Source organism: Pseudomonas sp. Teo4 (assembly GCF_034387475.1).
Classification (GTDB): domain Bacteria; phylum Pseudomonadota; class Gammaproteobacteria; order Pseudomonadales; family Pseudomonadaceae; genus Aquipseudomonas.
In genome coordinates, this window is record NZ_JAXCIL010000002.1 from 1,648,352 (window position 1) to 1,665,017 (window position 16,666).

30 protein-coding genes are annotated in these 16,666 nt (G+C 56.6%); all 30 read left to right on the forward strand.

The window, feature by feature from the left end:
* Window positions 1-27: 27 nt before the first annotated feature.
* The gene (gene tuf / locus PspTeo4_RS23830) at window positions 28-1,221 is read left to right on the forward strand and encodes an elongation factor Tu (RefSeq protein WP_013970626.1); all 1,194 of its coding nucleotides are present in this window, start codon (window positions 28-30) and stop codon (window positions 1,219-1,221) included.
* Between the two features lie 140 nt (window positions 1,222-1,361).
* Window positions 1,362-1,673: a 30S ribosomal protein S10 gene (rpsJ, locus tag PspTeo4_RS23835; RefSeq protein WP_003186070.1), complete on the forward strand. Its 312-nt coding sequence runs from the start codon at window positions 1,362-1,364 to the stop codon at window positions 1,671-1,673.
* A gap of 80 nt (window positions 1,674-1,753) precedes the next feature.
* Window positions 1,754-2,389, forward strand: a complete 636-nt coding sequence (gene rplC, locus PspTeo4_RS23840; RefSeq protein ID WP_023382631.1) for a 50S ribosomal protein L3 — start codon at window positions 1,754-1,756, stop codon at window positions 2,387-2,389.
* 12 nt (window positions 2,390-2,401) lie between these two features.
* On the forward strand, window positions 2,402-3,004 hold the full coding sequence (gene rplD, locus PspTeo4_RS23845) for a 50S ribosomal protein L4 (RefSeq protein WP_008089819.1): 603 nt from the start codon (window positions 2,402-2,404) through the stop codon (window positions 3,002-3,004).
* Complete coding sequence (rplW, locus tag PspTeo4_RS23850) at window positions 3,001-3,300, forward strand: 50S ribosomal protein L23 (RefSeq protein WP_003255484.1); 300 nt, start codon at window positions 3,001-3,003, stop codon at window positions 3,298-3,300. The genes rplD and rplW overlap by 4 nt, the downstream gene beginning before the upstream one ends.
* 14 nt (window positions 3,301-3,314) lie before the next feature.
* Complete coding sequence (rplB, locus tag PspTeo4_RS23855; protein ID WP_322366238.1) at window positions 3,315-4,139, forward strand: 50S ribosomal protein L2; 825 nt, start codon at window positions 3,315-3,317, stop codon at window positions 4,137-4,139.
* A gap of 16 nt (window positions 4,140-4,155) precedes the next feature.
* Entirely contained in the window at window positions 4,156-4,431 is a 276-nt protein-coding gene (gene rpsS, locus PspTeo4_RS23860; protein WP_010486981.1) for a 30S ribosomal protein S19, read from the forward strand.
* Between the two features lie 11 nt (window positions 4,432-4,442).
* A complete protein-coding gene (gene rplV / locus PspTeo4_RS23865; protein WP_003103908.1) occupies window positions 4,443-4,775 on the forward strand; it encodes a 50S ribosomal protein L22 in 333 nt (110 codons plus the stop codon).
* Between the two features lie 13 nt (window positions 4,776-4,788).
* On the forward strand, window positions 4,789-5,475 hold the full coding sequence (gene rpsC, locus PspTeo4_RS23870) for a 30S ribosomal protein S3 (protein WP_003255481.1): 687 nt from the start codon (window positions 4,789-4,791) through the stop codon (window positions 5,473-5,475).
* Window positions 5,476-5,487: 12 nt separating this feature from the next.
* On the forward strand, window positions 5,488-5,901 hold the full coding sequence (rplP, locus tag PspTeo4_RS23875) for a 50S ribosomal protein L16 (protein ID WP_003255479.1): 414 nt from the start codon (window positions 5,488-5,490) through the stop codon (window positions 5,899-5,901).
* Window positions 5,901-6,092, forward strand: coding sequence for a 50S ribosomal protein L29 (rpmC, locus tag PspTeo4_RS23880; protein ID WP_002555481.1), 192 nt, complete (start codon window positions 5,901-5,903; stop codon window positions 6,090-6,092). Before rplP ends, rpmC begins: the two co-directional genes overlap by 1 nt.
* A 2-nt stretch (window positions 6,093-6,094) precedes the next feature.
* Entirely contained in the window at window positions 6,095-6,361 is a 267-nt protein-coding gene (rpsQ, locus tag PspTeo4_RS23885) for a 30S ribosomal protein S17 (RefSeq protein ID WP_008089812.1), read from the forward strand.
* A 23-nt stretch (window positions 6,362-6,384) separates the two neighbouring features.
* Window positions 6,385-6,753 carry a 50S ribosomal protein L14 gene (rplN, locus tag PspTeo4_RS23890; RefSeq protein WP_002555479.1) on the forward strand — a complete coding sequence of 123 codons (369 nt, stop codon included), beginning with the start codon at window positions 6,385-6,387 and terminating at the stop codon, window positions 6,751-6,753.
* 11 nt (window positions 6,754-6,764) lie between these two features.
* Complete coding sequence (gene rplX / locus PspTeo4_RS23895; RefSeq protein ID WP_003255476.1) at window positions 6,765-7,079, forward strand: 50S ribosomal protein L24; 315 nt, start codon at window positions 6,765-6,767, stop codon at window positions 7,077-7,079.
* Window positions 7,080-7,099: 20 nt separating this feature from the next.
* Window positions 7,100-7,639, forward strand: coding sequence for a 50S ribosomal protein L5 (gene rplE, locus PspTeo4_RS23900; RefSeq protein ID WP_023382628.1), 540 nt, complete (start codon window positions 7,100-7,102; stop codon window positions 7,637-7,639).
* A gap of 13 nt (window positions 7,640-7,652) precedes the next feature.
* Window positions 7,653-7,958 carry a 30S ribosomal protein S14 gene (gene rpsN / locus PspTeo4_RS23905; protein WP_003255472.1) on the forward strand — a complete coding sequence of 102 codons (306 nt, stop codon included), beginning with the start codon at window positions 7,653-7,655 and terminating at the stop codon, window positions 7,956-7,958.
* Between the two features lie 209 nt (window positions 7,959-8,167).
* Entirely contained in the window at window positions 8,168-8,560 is a 393-nt protein-coding gene (rpsH, locus tag PspTeo4_RS23910; RefSeq protein WP_322366239.1) for a 30S ribosomal protein S8, read from the forward strand.
* Between the two features lie 12 nt (window positions 8,561-8,572).
* Window positions 8,573-9,106 (forward strand): 50S ribosomal protein L6, encoded by a 534-nt coding sequence (gene rplF / locus PspTeo4_RS23915; RefSeq protein WP_009681972.1) that lies wholly within the window; start codon window positions 8,573-8,575, stop codon window positions 9,104-9,106.
* A gap of 10 nt (window positions 9,107-9,116) precedes the next feature.
* Window positions 9,117-9,467: a 50S ribosomal protein L18 gene (rplR, locus tag PspTeo4_RS23920; protein ID WP_009397496.1), complete on the forward strand. Its 351-nt coding sequence runs from the start codon at window positions 9,117-9,119 to the stop codon at window positions 9,465-9,467.
* Between the two features lie 3 nt (window positions 9,468-9,470).
* A complete protein-coding gene (gene rpsE, locus PspTeo4_RS23925) occupies window positions 9,471-9,971 on the forward strand; it encodes a 30S ribosomal protein S5 (RefSeq protein WP_003255465.1) in 501 nt (166 codons plus the stop codon).
* A 2-nt stretch (window positions 9,972-9,973) separates the two neighbouring features.
* Window positions 9,974-10,150, forward strand: coding sequence for a 50S ribosomal protein L30 (gene rpmD, locus PspTeo4_RS23930; RefSeq protein WP_029614570.1), 177 nt, complete (start codon window positions 9,974-9,976; stop codon window positions 10,148-10,150).
* Between the two features lie 3 nt (window positions 10,151-10,153).
* Complete coding sequence (rplO, locus tag PspTeo4_RS23935) at window positions 10,154-10,588, forward strand: 50S ribosomal protein L15 (RefSeq protein WP_003255461.1); 435 nt, start codon at window positions 10,154-10,156, stop codon at window positions 10,586-10,588.
* Window positions 10,589-11,920 (forward strand): preprotein translocase subunit SecY, encoded by a 1,332-nt coding sequence (secY, locus tag PspTeo4_RS23940; RefSeq protein ID WP_003257108.1) that lies wholly within the window; start codon window positions 10,589-10,591, stop codon window positions 11,918-11,920.
* A 28-nt stretch (window positions 11,921-11,948) separates the two neighbouring features.
* Window positions 11,949-12,065, forward strand: coding sequence for a 50S ribosomal protein L36 (gene rpmJ, locus PspTeo4_RS23945; protein WP_002555468.1), 117 nt, complete (start codon window positions 11,949-11,951; stop codon window positions 12,063-12,065).
* 131 nt (window positions 12,066-12,196) lie between these two features.
* Window positions 12,197-12,553, forward strand: a complete 357-nt coding sequence (gene rpsM / locus PspTeo4_RS23950; RefSeq protein ID WP_003255457.1) for a 30S ribosomal protein S13 — start codon at window positions 12,197-12,199, stop codon at window positions 12,551-12,553.
* 18 nt (window positions 12,554-12,571) lie between these two features.
* Window positions 12,572-12,961 carry a 30S ribosomal protein S11 gene (gene rpsK, locus PspTeo4_RS23955; protein WP_003255454.1) on the forward strand — a complete coding sequence of 130 codons (390 nt, stop codon included), beginning with the start codon at window positions 12,572-12,574 and terminating at the stop codon, window positions 12,959-12,961.
* Window positions 12,962-12,976: 15 nt separating this feature from the next.
* Window positions 12,977-13,597 carry a 30S ribosomal protein S4 gene (gene rpsD, locus PspTeo4_RS23960; protein ID WP_008089778.1) on the forward strand — a complete coding sequence of 207 codons (621 nt, stop codon included), beginning with the start codon at window positions 12,977-12,979 and terminating at the stop codon, window positions 13,595-13,597.
* Window positions 13,598-13,619: 22 nt separating this feature from the next.
* Complete coding sequence (locus PspTeo4_RS23965) at window positions 13,620-14,621, forward strand: DNA-directed RNA polymerase subunit alpha (RefSeq protein ID WP_003255452.1); 1,002 nt, start codon at window positions 13,620-13,622, stop codon at window positions 14,619-14,621.
* 42 nt (window positions 14,622-14,663) lie between these two features.
* Entirely contained in the window at window positions 14,664-15,050 is a 387-nt protein-coding gene (rplQ, locus tag PspTeo4_RS23970) for a 50S ribosomal protein L17 (RefSeq protein WP_003255451.1), read from the forward strand.
* A gap of 171 nt (window positions 15,051-15,221) precedes the next feature.
* Entirely contained in the window at window positions 15,222-16,661 is a 1,440-nt protein-coding gene (locus PspTeo4_RS23975) for a catalase (RefSeq protein ID WP_322366240.1), read from the forward strand.
* The last annotated feature ends 5 nt before the right edge of the window (window positions 16,662-16,666 follow it).

A 16,666-nucleotide genomic window follows, 5' to 3' on the forward strand; every position in this document is an offset into this window, starting at 1 on the left:
TCCCCTTTAGGCAAGAGGTTCACTGTCGTGGCTAAAGAAAAATTTGATCGTTCCCTTCCCCACGTTAACGTCGGCACCATCGGCCACGTTGACCACGGTAAGACCACTCTGACCGCAGCTCTGACTCGCGTCTGCTCCGAAGTTTTCGGTTCGGCAGTCGTTGAGTTCGACAAGATCGACTCGGCTCCGGAAGAAAAAGCTCGCGGTATCACCATCAACACCGCTCACGTCGAGTACAACTCGAACATTCGTCACTACGCTCACGTTGACTGCCCAGGTCACGCTGACTACGTGAAGAACATGATCACCGGTGCTGCCCAGATGGACGGCGCGATCCTGGTTTGCTCGGCCGCCGATGGTCCGATGCCACAAACCCGTGAGCACATCCTGCTGTCCCGTCAGGTTGGCGTTCCGTACATCGTGGTCTTCCTGAACAAGGCTGACCTGGTAGACGACGCTGAGCTGCTGGAACTGGTCGAGATGGAAGTTCGCGACCTGCTGTCCACCTACGACTTCCCAGGCGACGACACTCCGATCATCATCGGTTCCGCTCGTATGGCCCTGGAAGGCAAAGACGACAACGAAATGGGTACTACCGCTGTTAAGAAGCTGGTAGAAACTCTGGATGCCTACATCCCTGAGCCAGTTCGTGCCGTTGACCAGCCGTTCCTGATGCCGATCGAAGACGTATTCTCGATCTCGGGTCGTGGTACCGTTGTTACCGGTCGTATCGAGCGCGGTATCGTTCGCGTTCAAGATCCGCTGGAAATCGTTGGTCTGCGTGACACCACCACCACCACCTGCACCGGTGTTGAGATGTTCCGCAAGCTGCTGGACGAAGGCCGTGCTGGCGAGAACTGCGGCGTTCTGCTGCGTGGTACCAAGCGTGACGACGTTGAGCGTGGCCAGGTTCTGGTCAAGCCAGGTTCGGTCAAGCCGCACACCAAGTTCACCGCAGAAGTCTACGTTCTGTCGAAAGAAGAAGGCGGTCGTCACACTCCGTTCTTCAAAGGCTACCGTCCTCAGTTCTACTTCCGTACCACTGACGTGACCGGTAACTGCGAACTGCCGGAAGGCGTTGAAATGGTAATGCCAGGTGACAACATTCAGATGACTGTCACTCTGATCAAGACCATCGCAATGGAAGACGGTCTGCGCTTCGCTATCCGTGAAGGCGGTCGTACCGTCGGCGCCGGCGTCGTAGCCAAAATCATCGAGTAATCACTCGATCGATTGAAAAAACCCCCGCTCAGCGGGGGTTTTTTTATTGGGTTGACACTAAATTGGGGCGTCTATAGAATCACGCCTCCTTTTAACGGGCGTAGTGCGCCCGATGGGAACAGCCTGGAGTCTGAAATCCAATGCAAAATCAGCAAATCCGAATCAGGTTGAAGGCTTTCGACCATCGCCTGATCGACCAATCCACCCAGGAAATCGTGGAAACCGCGAAACGTACTGGTGCACAAGTGCGTGGTCCAATTCCACTGCCTACCCGCAAAGAGCGTTTCACCGTTCTGGTCTCCCCGCACGTCAACAAAGACGCGCGTGACCAGTACGAGATTCGCACTCATAAGCGTGTTCTGGACATCGTCCAGCCAACGGATAAAACCGTTGATGCGCTGATGAAGCTTGATCTTGCGGCAGGTGTGGAAGTGCAGATCAGCCTCGGCTAAGACTTCGGTCTGGTCGTGTAACGCTCTGAAATGGGCGGCCATAGCGGGTGAAAGCCCCGTACACTCATGAGGTTTACAACATGACTATTGGTGTAGTCGGTCGCAAGTGCGGTATGACCCGCATTTTCACCGAAGAAGGTGTCTCCATTCCGGTCACGGTCATCGAGATCGAGCCGAATCGTGTCACCCAGTTCAAAACTGAAGAAACCGATGGCTACCGTGCAGTGCAAGTCACTGTCGGCGAGCGTCGTGCTTCGCGTGTGACTGCCGCTCAGGCAGGTCACTTCGCCAAGGCTAACGTTGCCGCTGGTCGCGGTGTCTGGGAGTTCCGTCTTGAAGAAGGCGAGTTCCAGGCTGGCGACTCGATCAAAGCTGAACTCTTCGCTGCAGGCCAGCTGGTTGACGTTACTGGTCAGTCCAAAGGTAAAGGCTTCGCCGGTACCATCAAGCGCTGGAACTTCCGTGGTCAGGACAACACCCACGGTAACTCCGTGTCGCACCGTGTCCCTGGTTCCATCGGCCAGTGCCAGACTCCTGGTCGTGTGTTCAAGGGCAAGAAAATGTCCGGTCACATGGGCGCCGAGCGCGTGACTGTTCAGTCCCTGGAAGTAGTGCGTGTAGACGCTGAACGCAATCTGCTGCTGGTCAAGGGTGCCGTTCCTGGCGCTACTGGCGGCGACGTGATTGTTCGTCCAGCTGTCAAGGCTCGCGGTTAAGGGGAAACTGACATGCAACTTAATGTAAATGACGCTCAGGCGATCGAAGTTTCCGAACTGACCTTCGGTGGCGAATTCAACGAGACGCTGGTACACCAAGCAGTCGTGGCCTACATGGCCGGCGGCCGTCAGGGCACCAAGCAGCAAAAGACCCGTTCCGACGTGGCTGGTGGCGGTAAGCGCCCATGGCGTCAGAAGGGTACTGGCCGTGCTCGTGCTGGTACCACTCGTGGTCCGATCTGGCGTGGCGGTGGTGTAACCTTCGCAGCGCGTCCTCAGGATCACTCGCAGAAGCTCAACAAGAAGATGTATCGCGCAGCTCTGCGCTCCATCCTCGCTGAGCTGGTGCGTAGCGACCGTCTGGTTGTGGTTCAGGACTTCGCTGTTGAAGCCCCGAAAACCAAAGACCTGCTGAACAAGCTGAACGGCATGGGTCTGAACGACGTACTGATCGTTTCGGACGCTGTTGATCAGAACCTGTACCTGGCTGCTCGCAACCTGCCGCACGTCGACGTACGTGACGTTCAAGGTTCCGACCCGGTCAGTCTGATCGCATACGAGAAAGTGTTGATCACTGTCTCGGCCGTGAAGAAATTCGAGGAGCTGCTGGGATGAACCAGGAACGCGTATTTAAAGTCCTCCTTGGCCCGCACGTTTCCGAGAAGGCTACCGTTCTGGCTGAGAAAAAAGGCCAGTTCGTATTCAAGGTTGCTACCGATGCAACCAAGCTGGAAATCAAGAAAGCTGTCGAAGGCCTGTTCAACGTAAAAGTTGAAAACGTGTCGACCGTTAACGTTCTGGGTAAAACCAAGCGTACCGCACGTGGTCTGGGCAAGCGTAATGACTGGAAGAAGGCGATCGTCTCCCTTCAGCCAGGCCAAGATCTCGATTTCAGCAGCAGTGCTGAGTAAGGAAGGGGTGCATCATGGCAATCGTTAAATGCAAACCGACTTCCCCTGGCCGCCGTTTCGTGGTCAAGGTGGTCAACAAGGAGCTGCACAAAGGCGCTCCTCACGCACCGCTGCTCGAGAAGAAGTCGAAGTCTGGTGGTCGTAACAACAATGGCCGCATTACCACTCGTCACGTTGGTGGTGGTCATAAGCAGCATTACCGTCTGGTCGACTTCCGTCGCAACGACAAAGATGGCATCCCAGCCACTGTCGAGCGTATCGAATACGACCCGAACCGTACTGCTCACATCGCCCTGCTGTGCTACGCAGACGGTGAGCGTCGCTACATCATCGCCCCTAAAGGCGTTGTTGCTGGTGACCAGCTGATCGCAGGCGCTCTGGCCCCAATCAAGGCCGGTAACTCCCTGCAACTGCGCAACATCCCAGTAGGTAGCACCATTCACGGCATCGAACTGAAGCCGGGTAAAGGTGCTCAGATCGCACGTTCCGCTGGTGCTTCGGCTCAGCTGATCGCTCGTGAAGGTGTCTACGTGACCCTGCGTCTGCGCTCTGGTGAAATGCGTAAAGTCCTGGCTGAGTGCCGTGCGACCCTGGGCGAAGTCTCGAACTCCGAGCACAGCCTGCGTTCGCTGGGTAAAGCTGGTGCCAAACGCTGGCGCGGCGTTCGCCCAACCGTTCGTGGTGTTGCCATGAACCCGGTTGACCACCCACATGGTGGTGGTGAAGGTCGTACCTCCGGTGGTCGTCATCCGGTATCGCCATGGGGCTTCCCAACCAAGGGTGCGAAGACCCGCGGTAATAAGCGTACCGACAACATGATCGTCCGTCGTCGCAAGTAACTAGAGGGATACGACAGTGCCACGTTCTCTGAAAAAAGGTCCTTTTATCGATCTTCACCTGCTGAAGAAGATCGAAGTGGCGGTGGAGAAGAACGATCGCAAGCCAGTTAAAACCTGGTCGCGCCGTTCGATGATCCTGCCACAAATGGTCGGTCTGACCATCGCGGTACACAACGGTCGTCAACATGTCCCAGTTCTCGTGAACGAAGACATGGTCGGCCACAAACTGGGCGAGTTCGCCGGTACCCGCACCTACCGCGGGCACGTGGCTGACAAGAAAGCCAAGCGTTAAGGGGTAAGGAAATGGAAGTAGCCGCTAAGTTGTCGGGCGCTCGCATCTCCGCCCAGAAAGCCCGCTTGGTCGCCGACCAGATCCGCGGGAAGAAGGTGGGCGAAGCGCTCAACCTGTTGGCCTTCAGCAGCAAAAAAGCCGCTGAAATCATGAAGAAAGTCCTCGAGTCGGCCGTTGCCAACGCCGAACACAACGAAGGCGCAGACGTTGATGACCTGAAGGTCTCCACCGTCTTCGTCAACGAAGGGCGTTCGCTGAAGCGCATCATGCCACGTGCCAAAGGCCGTGCTGATCGCATCGTCAAGCGGTCTTGCCATATCACTGTCAAGGTTGCGGACAAGTAACGGAGTCGATCAGATGGGTCAGAAAGTACATCCCACTGGCATTCGCCTGGGAATCGTCAAGGAGCACACCTCCGTCTGGTACGCAGACGGTGCTACTTACGCAGATTACCTGTTGAAGGATCTGAAAACGCGTGAGTACCTCCAAGACAAACTAAAAAGCGCGTCCGTAAGCCGTATCGATATTCATCGTCCGGCTCAAACTGCACGCATCACCATCCACACCGCTCGTCCCGGTATCGTTATCGGTAAGAAAGGTGAAGATGTCGAGAAGCTGCGTCAGGACCTGACCAAGCAGATGGGTGTGCCTGTGCACATCAACATCGAAGAGATCCGCAAGCCGGAACTCGACGCTATGCTGGTTGCGCAGAGCGTAGCTCAGCAGCTGGAACGCCGCGTAATGTTCCGTCGCGCCATGAAGCGCGCCGTACAGAACGCCATGCGTATTGGTGCCAAAGGCATCAAGATCCAGGTGAGCGGTCGTCTCGGCGGTGCTGAGATTGCTCGTACCGAGTGGTATCGCGAAGGTCGTGTGCCTCTGCACACCCTGCGTGCCGATATCGACTACAACACCTACGAAGCTCACACCACTTATGGTGTGATCGGTGTGAAGGTTTGGATCTTCAAAGGCGAAGTTATTGGTGGTCGCCAAGAAGAACTGAAACCACAAGCACCAGCGCCTCGTAAAAAAGCTGCTAAGTAAGGGGTACGCCAAATGTTGCAACCAAAGCGTACAAAATTCCGCAAGCAGATGACCGGCCACAACCGTGGTCTGGCACTGCGCGGTAGCAAAGTCAGCTTCGGCGAATTCGCCCTGAAGGCTGTTGCTCGCGGTCGCCTCACCGCTCGCCAGATCGAGTCCGCACGTCGTGCGCTGACCCGTCACGTAAAACGTGGCGGTAAGATCTGGATCCGTGTGTTCCCGGACAAGCCGATCTCCAAGAAGCCTCTCGAGGTTCGTATGGGTAAAGGTAAAGGTTCCGTGGAATACTGGGTTGCCCAGATCCAGCCAGGCAAAGTCCTGTACGAGATCGAGGGTGTTTCTGAAGAGCTGGCGCGCGAAGCTTTCGCCCTGGCTGCTGCAAAGCTGCCTCTCGCCACCTCCTTTGTTAAGCGGACGGTGATGTGATGAAAGCGAATGAACTTCGTGAAAAATCTGCACAGCAACTGAATGAGCAACTGCTCGGCTTGCTGCGCGACCAGTTCAATCTGCGTATGCAGAAAGCAACTGGCCAGTTGGGTCAGTCGCACCTGCTCTCGCAAGTTAAGCGTGACATCGCTCGCGTGAAAACTGTGCTCAACCAGCAGGCAGGTAAGTGATCATGGCTGAAGCTGAAAAAACCGTCCGTACGCTGACTGGCCGTGTCGTCAGCGACAAAATGGACAAGACCATCACCGTTCTGATCGAGCGTCGCGTAAAGCACCCGATCTACGGTAAATACGTTAAGCGTTCGACTAAGCTGCACGCGCACGACGAATCCAACCAGTGCAAAATCGGCGACAAGGTTTCCATCCGTGAAACCCGTCCGCTGGCCAAGACCAAGTCCTGGGCACTGGTTGAAGTCCTCGAACGCGCTGTTGAAGTCTAAGGGCTAGGGGTCGGAGAAATTTTATGATTCAGACTCAATCCATGCTCGATGTGGCCGATAACAGCGGCGCTCGTCGCGTCATGTGCATCAAGGTGCTCGGCGGTTCCCACCGCCGTTACGCCGGCATCGGTGACATCATCAAAGTAACCGTCAAGGAAGCAATTCCGCGCGGTAAGGTCAAAAAAGGCCAGGTGATGACCGCTGTTGTCGTCCGTACCCGTCACGGTGTACGTCGCGCTGACGGTTCCATCATTCGTTTCGACGGCAACGCTGCTGTTCTGCTGAACAACAAGCAAGAGCCGATCGGCACTCGCATCTTCGGGCCAGTGACCCGTGAACTTCGTACCGAGAAGTTCATGAAGATCGTTTCGCTCGCCCCTGAAGTGCTCTAAGGAGATCCGACATGCAAAAGATTCGTCGTGACGACGAGATCATCGTGATCGCCGGCAAAGACAAAGGTAAGCGCGGTAAGGTGCTGAAGGTTCTGGCTGATGACCGTCTGGTCATCGGTGGTGTGAACCTGGTTAAGCGTCATACCAAGCCTAACCCGATGGCGGGCGTTCAGGGCGGTATCGTCGAAAAAGAAGCGCCACTGCACGCTTCCAACGTTGCCATCTTCAACGGCGAAACCAACAAGGCTGACCGCGTTGGTTTCAAAGTAGAAGACGGTAAGAAAATTCGTGTCTTCAAGTCGACCCAAAAAGCGGTTGATGCTTGAACACTGCTAGGTAGAAGACCATGGCACGACTGAAAGAGATTTACCGGAACGAAATCGCTCCTAAGCTTAAGGAAGAACTTAAGCTGTCGAACGTGATGGAAGTTCCGCGCGTTACCAAGATCACCCTGAACATGGGTCTGGGCGAAGCGATCGGCGACAAGAAAGTCATCGAGCACGCTGTTGCCGACCTGGAAAAGATCACCGGTCAAAAGCCGGTTGTGACTTTCGCTCGTAAATCCATCGCGGGCTTCAAAGTCCGTGAAGGATGGCCGATCGGTGTCAAGGTGACCCTGCGTCGCGACAAGATGTACGAGTTCCTGGACCGCCTGCTGGCGATCTCCCTGCCTCGGGTTCGCGACTTCCGCGGCCTGAATGCCAAGTCCTTCGACGGTCGTGGCAACTACAGCATGGGCGTGAAAGAGCAGATCATCTTCCCGGAAATCGATTACGACAAGATCGATGCTCTGCGCGGTCTGGACATTACCCTGACCACCACTGCTCGTACGGATGACGAAGGCCGCGCCCTGCTGCGCGCTTTCAAATTCCCGTTCCGCAACTGATTGGAGTAGGAAAATGGCCAAGAAGAGCATGAAAAACCGCGAGCTGAAGCGTCAGCTCACGGTAGCCAAGTTCGCTAAGAAGCGTGCTGAGCTGAAAGCGACCATCGTCAACCTGAACGCCTCTCCAGAAGAGCGTTTCGCTGCCGTTGTCGCTCTGCAGAAGCAGCCACGTGACGCTAGCGCTTCGCGCCTGCGCAACCGTTGCCGCCTGACCGGTCGTCCTCACGGTGTATACCGTAAGTTCGGCCTGGGCCGTAACATGCTGCGTCAAGCTGCAATGCGCGGCGACGTACCAGGCCTGGTCAAAGCCTCCTGGTAATCGCTGCAGGTGTGATCCCGGCGGAAGGGGAGCAATCTTCCGACCGTCGGTGACCTCGCCAACAAACAAGCCCCTATACGGGGCTTGTTTCGTTTCTGTCTTGTGTCTAGAATGACCGGCTCACCTGGGCCTGGGTTTTTTGCCCTGCCTGCTCGGGTGGTTGTGATAGCCGCAAGGCTAATAATTCTTGTATCAGGAGCATCTAGCCCATGAGTATGCAGGACCCGTTAGCGGACATGCTAACTCGCATCCGTAATGCCCAGATGGCTGAAAAGTCCGTCGTAAGCATGCCTTCCTCCACTCTGAAGGTCGCGGTTGCCAAAGTTCTGAAGGACGAAGGTTACATCGCTGGCTACCAGGTCAGTGGCGAAGCCAAACCTTCCCTGTTGATCGAACTGAAGTACTTCGAAGGCCGTCCGGTCATCGAGGAACTGAAGCGCTCCAGCCGTCCAGGCCTGCGCCAGTACAAGTCCGTCTCTGACCTGCCGAAAGTACGTGGCGGCCTGGGCGTGTCTATCGTCTCCACCAACAAAGGTGTGATGACGGATCGCGCTGCACGCGCTGCCGGTGTCGGCGGCGAAGTTCTGTGCACAGTGTTCTAAGGGGAGATAGGCATGTCTCGCGTCGCTAAGAACCCCGTTAAGCTTCCAGCTGGCGTCGAAGTTAAATTCGCCGGCCAACAGCTTTCGGTTAAGGGTGCCAAAGGCACTCTCGAACTGAACGTTCACTCGTCTGTTGAAGTTACCGAAGAGTCTGGCGAGCTGCGTTTCGTCGCTCGCAATGGTGACCAGCAAGCTCGCGCCATGGCCGGTACTACCCGTGCTCTGGTCAACAACATGGTCCAAGGCGTAAGCCAAGGCTTCGAGCGTAAGCTCCAGCTGGTCGGTGTTGGTTACAAGGCACAGGCTAAAGGCACCGTCCTGAACCTGGCTCTGGGCTTCTCGCACCCAGTGGACTACGAACTGCCAGCCGGTATCACCGCTGAAACCCCAAGCCAAACCGACATCCTGATCAAGGGTATCGACAAGCAGCTGGTGGGTCAGGTGGCCGCTGAAATCCGCGATTTCCGTCCGCCAGAGCCTTACAAAGGCAAGGGTGTGCGTTACGCGGACGAAGTAGTCCGTCGTAAAGAAGCCAAGAAGAAGTAGGGCCTAGCAAATGACCGACAAAAAAGTTACTCGACTGCGTCGCGCTCGCAAAGCACGCCTGAAAATGCACGAACTCGAAGTCGTGCGTCTCTGCGTGTTCCGCTCCTCGCAGCACATCTATGCCCAGGTCATTTCGGCCGACGGCAGCAAGGTTCTGGCAAGCGCCTCGACCTTGGACAAAGAACTGCGTGATGGCGCCACCGGCAACATCGACGCGGCCACTAAGGTTGGCAAGCTGGTAGCTGAGCGTGCGAAAGCCGCCGGTGTATCTCAAGTTGCCTTTGACCGTTCCGGCTTCAAGTACCATGGCCGCGTCAAAGCGCTGGCTGATGCTGCTCGTGAAGGCGGGCTGGAGTTCTAAGTTATGGCAAATAACGATCAAAAGCGCGACGAAGGCTACATCGAGAAGCTGGTTCAAGTTAACCGCGTAGCTAAAACCGTTAAAGGCGGCCGTATCTTCACCTTCACCGCGCTGACCGTGGTTGGTGATGGCAAGGGTCGCGTTGGTTTCGGCCGTGGCAAATCGCGCGAAGTACCTGCTGCGATCCAGAAAGCCATGGAAGCTGCTCGTCGCAACATGATTCAGGTTGACCTGAAAGGCACCACCCTGCAGTACGCCACCAAGGCCGCCCACGGCGCCTCGAAGGTTTACATGCAGCCTGCCTCGGAAGGTACCGGTATCATCGCCGGCGGCGCCATGCGTGCCGTCCTGGAAGTTGCTGGTGTTCAGAACGTCCTGGCCAAGTGCTACGGTTCGACCAACCCAGTGAACGTGGTTTACGCCACCTTCAAGGGTCTGAAAGCCATGCAATCTCCTGAGTCCATTGCTGCCAAGCGCGGCAAGAGCGTTGAGGAGATCTTCTGATCATGGCAACCGTTAAAGTAACGCTGATCAAAAGCACCGCCGGCCGTCTGCCTAACCACATTCTGTGCGTTAAAGGCCTGGGTCTGCGTCGCATCGGTCACACTGTAGAAGTCCAGGATACTCCCGAGAACCGCGGGATGATCAACAAGGCTTACTACATGCTGCGCGTCGAGGGTTAATCGATGAAACTCAATGATCTGAGTCCAGCGCCGGGTTCCCGTCGCGAAAAGCATCGTCCGGGTCGTGGTATCGGTAGCGGTCTGGGTAAGACCGGCGGCCGTGGCCACAAAGGTCAGACTTCCCGTTCGGGTGGTTCGATCGCTCCGGGCTTCGAAGGCGGTCAACAGCCGCTGCACCGTCGTCTGCCGAAGTTCGGCTTCGTTTCCCTGAAAGCCATGGACCGCGCTGAAGTGCGTCTGTCCGAGTTGGCCAAAGTGGAAGGCGACGTGATCTCCGTGCAGTCCCTGAAGGATGCCAACGTGATCAACCAGCACATTCAGCGTGTGAAAATCATGCTGTCTGGCGAAGTTACTCGCGCAGTCACCATCAAGGGCATCGCAGCCACCAAGGGTGCGCGTGCGGCTATCGAAGCAGCTGGCGGCAAGTTCGAGGAATAAATGGCTAAGCAAGGTGCTCTCTCTTCGCTCGGTAAGGGCGGGATGTCGGAACTCTGGGCTCGTCTGCGCTTTCTGTTCATGGCGATCATCGTCTATCGGATTGGCGCGCACATCCCGGTACCAGGCATCAACCCTGACCGTCTAGCGGATCTGTTCCGGCAGAATGAGGGGACCATTCTTAGCTTGTTCAACATGTTTTCCGGCGGCGCGCTGGAGCGCATGAGTATTTTTGCACTGGGGATCATGCCGTACATCTCGGCGTCGATCATCATGCAGCTCATGACCGCAGTCAGCCCGCAGCTGGAACAGTTGAAGAAGGAAGGTGAAGCTGGCCGTCGCAAGATCAGCCAGTACACCCGCTACGGCACCGTTATCCTGGCGCTGGTTCAAGCCATTGGCATGTCCATTGGCCTGGCCAACCAGGGCGTGGCGTTTTCTGTAGGCCTGGGCTTCCATGTCGTCGCCGTCTCCACCTTCGTGGCAGGCGCGATGTTCATGATGTGGCTGGGCGAGCAGATCACTGAGCGCGGTGTGGGCAACGGTATCTCGATGTTGATCTTCGCAGGTATCGTTGCCGGTCTTCCGAGAGCAATCGGGCAGTCTTTCGAGTCTGCACGCACAGGCGATATCAACATTTTCGCCCTGGTCGCAATCGGTTTGCTGGCAGTAGCGATTATCGGTTTCGTGGTGTTCATTGAGCGTGGTCAGCGTCGTATCGCCGTTCATTACGCCAAGCGTCAGCAGGGCCGCAAGGTCTTCGCAGCGCAGACTAGCCACTTGCCGTTGAAGGTGAACATGGCGGGGGTTATCCCGGCCATCTTCGCGAGCAGCATTCTGCTGTTCCCGGCTTCGCTGGGTGCCTGGTTCGGTCAGTCCGAAGGTATGGGCTGGCTGCAGGACATCTCGCAGTCGATCGCTCCTGGTCAGCCGTTGAACATTCTGCTGTTTAGTGCAGGGATCATTTTCTTCTGCTTCTTCTACACAGCGTTGATGTTCAACCCGAAAGACGTAGCGGAAAACCTGAAGAAGTCCGGTGCCTTTATTCCGGGTATCCGTCCTGGTGAGCAGTCGGCGCGCTACATTGATGGCGTTCTGACCCGTTTGACCATGTTCGGTGCTCTTTACATGATGGCCGTCTGCCTTCTGCCCCAGTTCCTGGTGGTGGCAGCAAATGTGCCGTTCTACCTTGGCGGGACCTCGTTGCTGATTGTGGTAGTGGTTGTGATGGACTTCATGTCCCAAGTACAATCGCACCTCGTTTCGCACCAGTACGAATCCCTGATGAAGAAAGCCAACCTGAAAGGCTACGGTGGCAGCGGTCTGCTGCGCTGATACGCCCCTAAGGTTCGAGGAGTCGGTAATGAAAGTTCGTGCATCGGTGAAAAAGCTGTGCCGTAACTGCAAAATCATTCGTCGCGAAGGCGTCGTACGAGTGATCTGCAGCGCGGAACCGCGTCACAAACAGCGCCAAGGCTGAGTGTGATCTGCGCTTCAAACCCAGCAGCTAGTGTGCTGCTGGGTTGATTATTCGTTTCTACAGCGATATTATCTCGCGCCCTATTTCTTGGCTTCCGGGGCGTAGGTAGCTGTCAATTGGAGTCCCACTGAATGGCCCGTATTGCAGGCGTCAACATTCCAGATAACAAGCATACTGTTATCTCGCTGACCTACATCTATGGTGTCGGTCGCACAACTGCACAGAAGATCTGTGCAGACGCTGGTGTCAACCCAGCCGCTAAGATCAAGGATCTGAGCGACGAGCAAATCGAAACCCTGCGTGGCGAAGTCGCGAAGTTCACCACCGAAGGTGACCTGCGTCGTGACATCAACATGAAGATCAAACGCTTGATGGACCTGGGTTGCTACCGCGGCCTGCGTCATCGTAAAGGTCTGCCGGTTCGCGGTCAGCGCACCAAGACCAACGCACGCACCCGTAAGGGCCCGCGTAAGCCGATCCGCAAGTAATCGCCCAGGAATATAGACATGGCAAAACCTGCTGCTCGTCCTCGTAAGAAAGTCAAAAAGACAGTGGTTGATGGCATCGCCCACATCCATGCGTCTTTCAACAACACCATCGTGACCATCACCGACCGTCAGGGCAATGCTTTGTCCTGGGCTACTTCCGGTGGTTCGGGTTTCCGTGGTTCGCGCAAATCCACCCCGTTCGCAGCTCAGATCGCTGCTGAGCGTGCTGGTCAAGCTGCGCTGGAATATGGTCTGAAGAACCTCGACGTCAACGTCAAGGGTCCAGGTCCAGGTCGTGAATCCGCCGTTCGTGCATTGAACAGCTGCGGCTACAAGATCGCCAGCATCACCGACGTGACGCCTATCCCGCACAACGGGTGCCGTCCGCCGAAGAAGCGTCGCGTGTAATCAGGAGACAGAAGAATGGCACGTTACATTGGTCCAAAATGCAAACTGTCTCGTCGTGAAGGCACCGACCTGTTCCTGAAGAGCGGCGTTCGCGCTCTGGAATCGAAGTGCAACATCGAAGCAGCCCCAGGTATCCACGGCCAGCGCCGTGGCCGTCAGTCCGACTACGGCACCCAGCTGCGTGAGAAACAAAAAGTCCGTCGTATCTACGGTGTTCTGGAGCGTCAGTTCCGCGGTTACTACCAAGCTGCTGCCTCGAAAAAAGGCGCAACCGGTGAGAACCTGCTGCAACTGCTCGAGTGCCGTCTGGATAACGTCGTTTACCGTATGGGCTTCGGCTCGACTCGTTCCGAGTCCCGTCAGCTGGTTTCGCACAAAGCGATCAGCGTCAACGGTAAGACTGTAAACATTCCATCCTACCAAGTTCGTCCGGGTGACGTGGTCGCAGTTCGCGAGAAGTCGTCGAACCAGCTGCGCATTGTTCAAGCCCTTGAACTGTGCGCCCAGCGTGGCCGCGTTGAGTGGGTAGACGTAGATGCTGCTAAAAAGTCGGGCGTTTTCAAGAACGTTCCTGCTCGCGGCGACCTGTCTGCCGACATCAACGAAAACCTGATTGTCGAGCTCTACTCCAAGTAAGGGCTAGAAAATAGGTGCATCCATGCAGATTTCGGTAAATGAGTTCCTGACTCCCCGTCACATTGACGTGCAGGTAGTCAGTCCAACCCGCGCTAAGATCACGCTCGAGCCTCTCGAGCGTGGTTTCGGCCATACCCTGGGCAACGCGCTGCGCCGCATCCTGTTGTCCTCCATGCCTGGCTGTGCAGTAGTCGAGGCCGAGATCGATGGCGTACTCCACGAGTACTCCGCGATCGAAGGTGTACAGGAAGACGTCATTGAAATCCTGTTGAACCTGAAAGGCCTGGCTATCAAACTGCACGGTCGTGACGAAGTTACGCTGACCTTGTCGAAAAAGGGTTCGGGGGTGGTTACCGCTGCCGATATTCAGCTGGATCACGATGTCGAGATCGTCAACCCCGATCACGTAATCGCGAACCTGGCGTCCAACGGCGCCCTGAACATGAAGCTCACTGTAGCTCGTGGTCGCGGTTACGAGCCGGCCGACTCCCGTCAAACCGACGAAGACGAAAGCCGTAGCATTGGCCGTCTGCAGCTGGACGCTTCGTTCAGCCCGGTGCGTCGTATCGCCTATGTGGTCGAAAACGCCCGTGTTGAACAGCGTACCAACCTGGACAAGCTGGTCATTGATCTGGAAACCAACGGGACCCTGGACCCTGAAGAGGCTATCCGCCGCGCTGCGACCATCCTGCAACAGCAGCTGGCCGCGTTCGTCGACCTCAAAGGTGACAGCGAGCCTGTCGTAGTCGAGCAGGAAGACGAGATCGATCCGATCCTGCTGCGCCCGGTTGACGACCTGGAACTGACTGTACGTTCGGCCAACTGCCTCAAGGCGGAGAACATCTACTACATCGGCGACCTGATTCAGCGTACCGAAGTAGAGCTGTTGAAGACTCCTAACCTGGGCAAGAAGTCCCTGACTGAAATCAAGGACGTCCTGGCCTCTCGTGGTCTGTCTCTCGGCATGCGCCTCGACAACTGGCCGCCTGCAAGTCTTAAGAAAGACGACAAGGCGACCGCCTGATCGTCGTAATCACCGAACGTAGTGTTTGGTAAGGAATGAATCATGCGTCATCGTAAAAGTGGACGTCACCTGAGCCGTACCAGCTCTCACCGCAAGGCTATGTTCCAGAACATGGCAGTGTCGTTGATCGAGCACGAGCTGATCAAAACCACCCTGCCGAAAGCCAAGGAACTGCGCCGCGTTGCCGAGCCGCTGATCACCCTGGCCAAGGAAGACAGCGTTGCTAACCGTCGTCTGGCCTTCGACCGTACCCGTTCGAAGTCCGCTGTTGGCAAACTGTTCAACGACCTGGGCAAGCGTTACGCCACCCGTCAGGGCGGCTACCTGCGCATCCTGAAGTGCGGTTTCCGCGCTGGCGACAACGCGCCTATGGCGTACGTCGAGCTGGTTGATCGTCCGGTCGGCGGTGCTGTAGAAGCTGCTGAGTAAGACGTTCTGTCTGCTACAAAGAACCGGGCCTAGTGCCCGGTTTTTTGTGTCTACATGAATTGTAATTTTCTATTGATGTAAGTCATTCAATGAATTTGTTCTTGGAACCTTGCTCGTCAATACTCTCTCCAAGCCGTTTAGCCGGCACATCAAGACCCATAAGGAGAGCCCATGAGCAAGATTCTCACCACCGCCAGCGGTGCACCCGTAGCAGATAACCAGAACTCCCGTTCCGCAGGCCCACGTGGCCCGTTGCTGCTCGATGACTTCCACCTGGTGGAGAAGCTCGCCCATTTCAACCGTGAGAATATTCCGGAGCGCCGTGTACACGCCAAGGGCTCGGGTGCTTACGGCACCTTTACGGTCACCCGCGATATCACCGGCTACAGCAGCGCCAAACTGTTCGCGCAGGTCGGCAAGCAGACTGAGACGTTCCTGCGTTTTTCCACCGTTGGCGGTGAGCGCGGCTCCGCTGACTCCGAGCGAGATCCACGCGGTTTTGCCGTCAAGTTCTATACCGAGGAAGGCAACTGGGACATTGTGGGTAACAACACGCCAGTGTTCTTCATCCGCGACCCGCTGAAATTCCCTGACTTTATCCACACCCAGAAGCGCCATCCGCAGACCAACCTGAAGAGCGCCCAAATGATGTGGGACTTCTGGTCGCACTCGCCCGAAGCGCTGCACCAGGTCACCATTCTGTTCTCGGACCGCGGGATTCCGGACGGCTACCGTCACATGCACGGCTTCGGCAGCCATACCTACAGCTTGGTCAACGCCCAAGGTGAGCGCACCTGGGTGAAGTGGCACTTCAAGACCCAGCAAGGCATCAAGAACCTGGCACCCGCCGAGGCTGCACGCCTGGCCGGTACGGACCCGGATTACGCACAACGTGACCTGTTCGAGGCCATTGATCGCGGTGATTACCCGCGTTGGACGGTCTGCATTCAGGTCATGAGCGAAGCGCAGGCGGCAAGCCGCGACGAGAACCCGTTCGACGTCACCAAGACCTGGTCGCAGAAAGAATTCCCGTTGATCGAAGTAGGTGTTCTGGAGCTTAACCGTAACCCGCTGAACTACTTTGCTGAAGTCGAGCAAGCCACCTTCGGCCCGAGCAACATGGTTCCAGGCGTGGGGCTGTCGCCGGATCGCATGCTGCAAGGTCGCGTGTTCGCCTACGCGGATGCCCATCGCTACCGCGTCGGCACCAATCACCAGCAGTTGCCGGTCAACGCGCCGCGCTGCCCAATGCACAGCTACCAGCGTGATGGTTCCATGGCCATGGGGAGCTACGGCGGCGCTCCGAACTATGAGCCCAACAGCTACGCAGATGCTCCCAAGCAGTCGCCGCGCCACGCCGAGCCGGCGTTGGCCCTGAATGGGGCGGCGGATCGCTACGATCACCGCGAGGATAACGACTACTACAGCCACGCCGGTGCGCTGTTCCGCCTGATGAACCAGCAGCAGAAAGCGCTGCTGATCAGCAACATCGCCGGAGCCATGGCCGGTGTCAGTGAAGACGTGGTTCAGCGGCAGTTGCAGCACTTCTTCAAGGCCGATCCGGCCTATGGGGAAGGGATTGCCAAGGCTTTGGGCGTGAATCTCGCCTAAGTCGA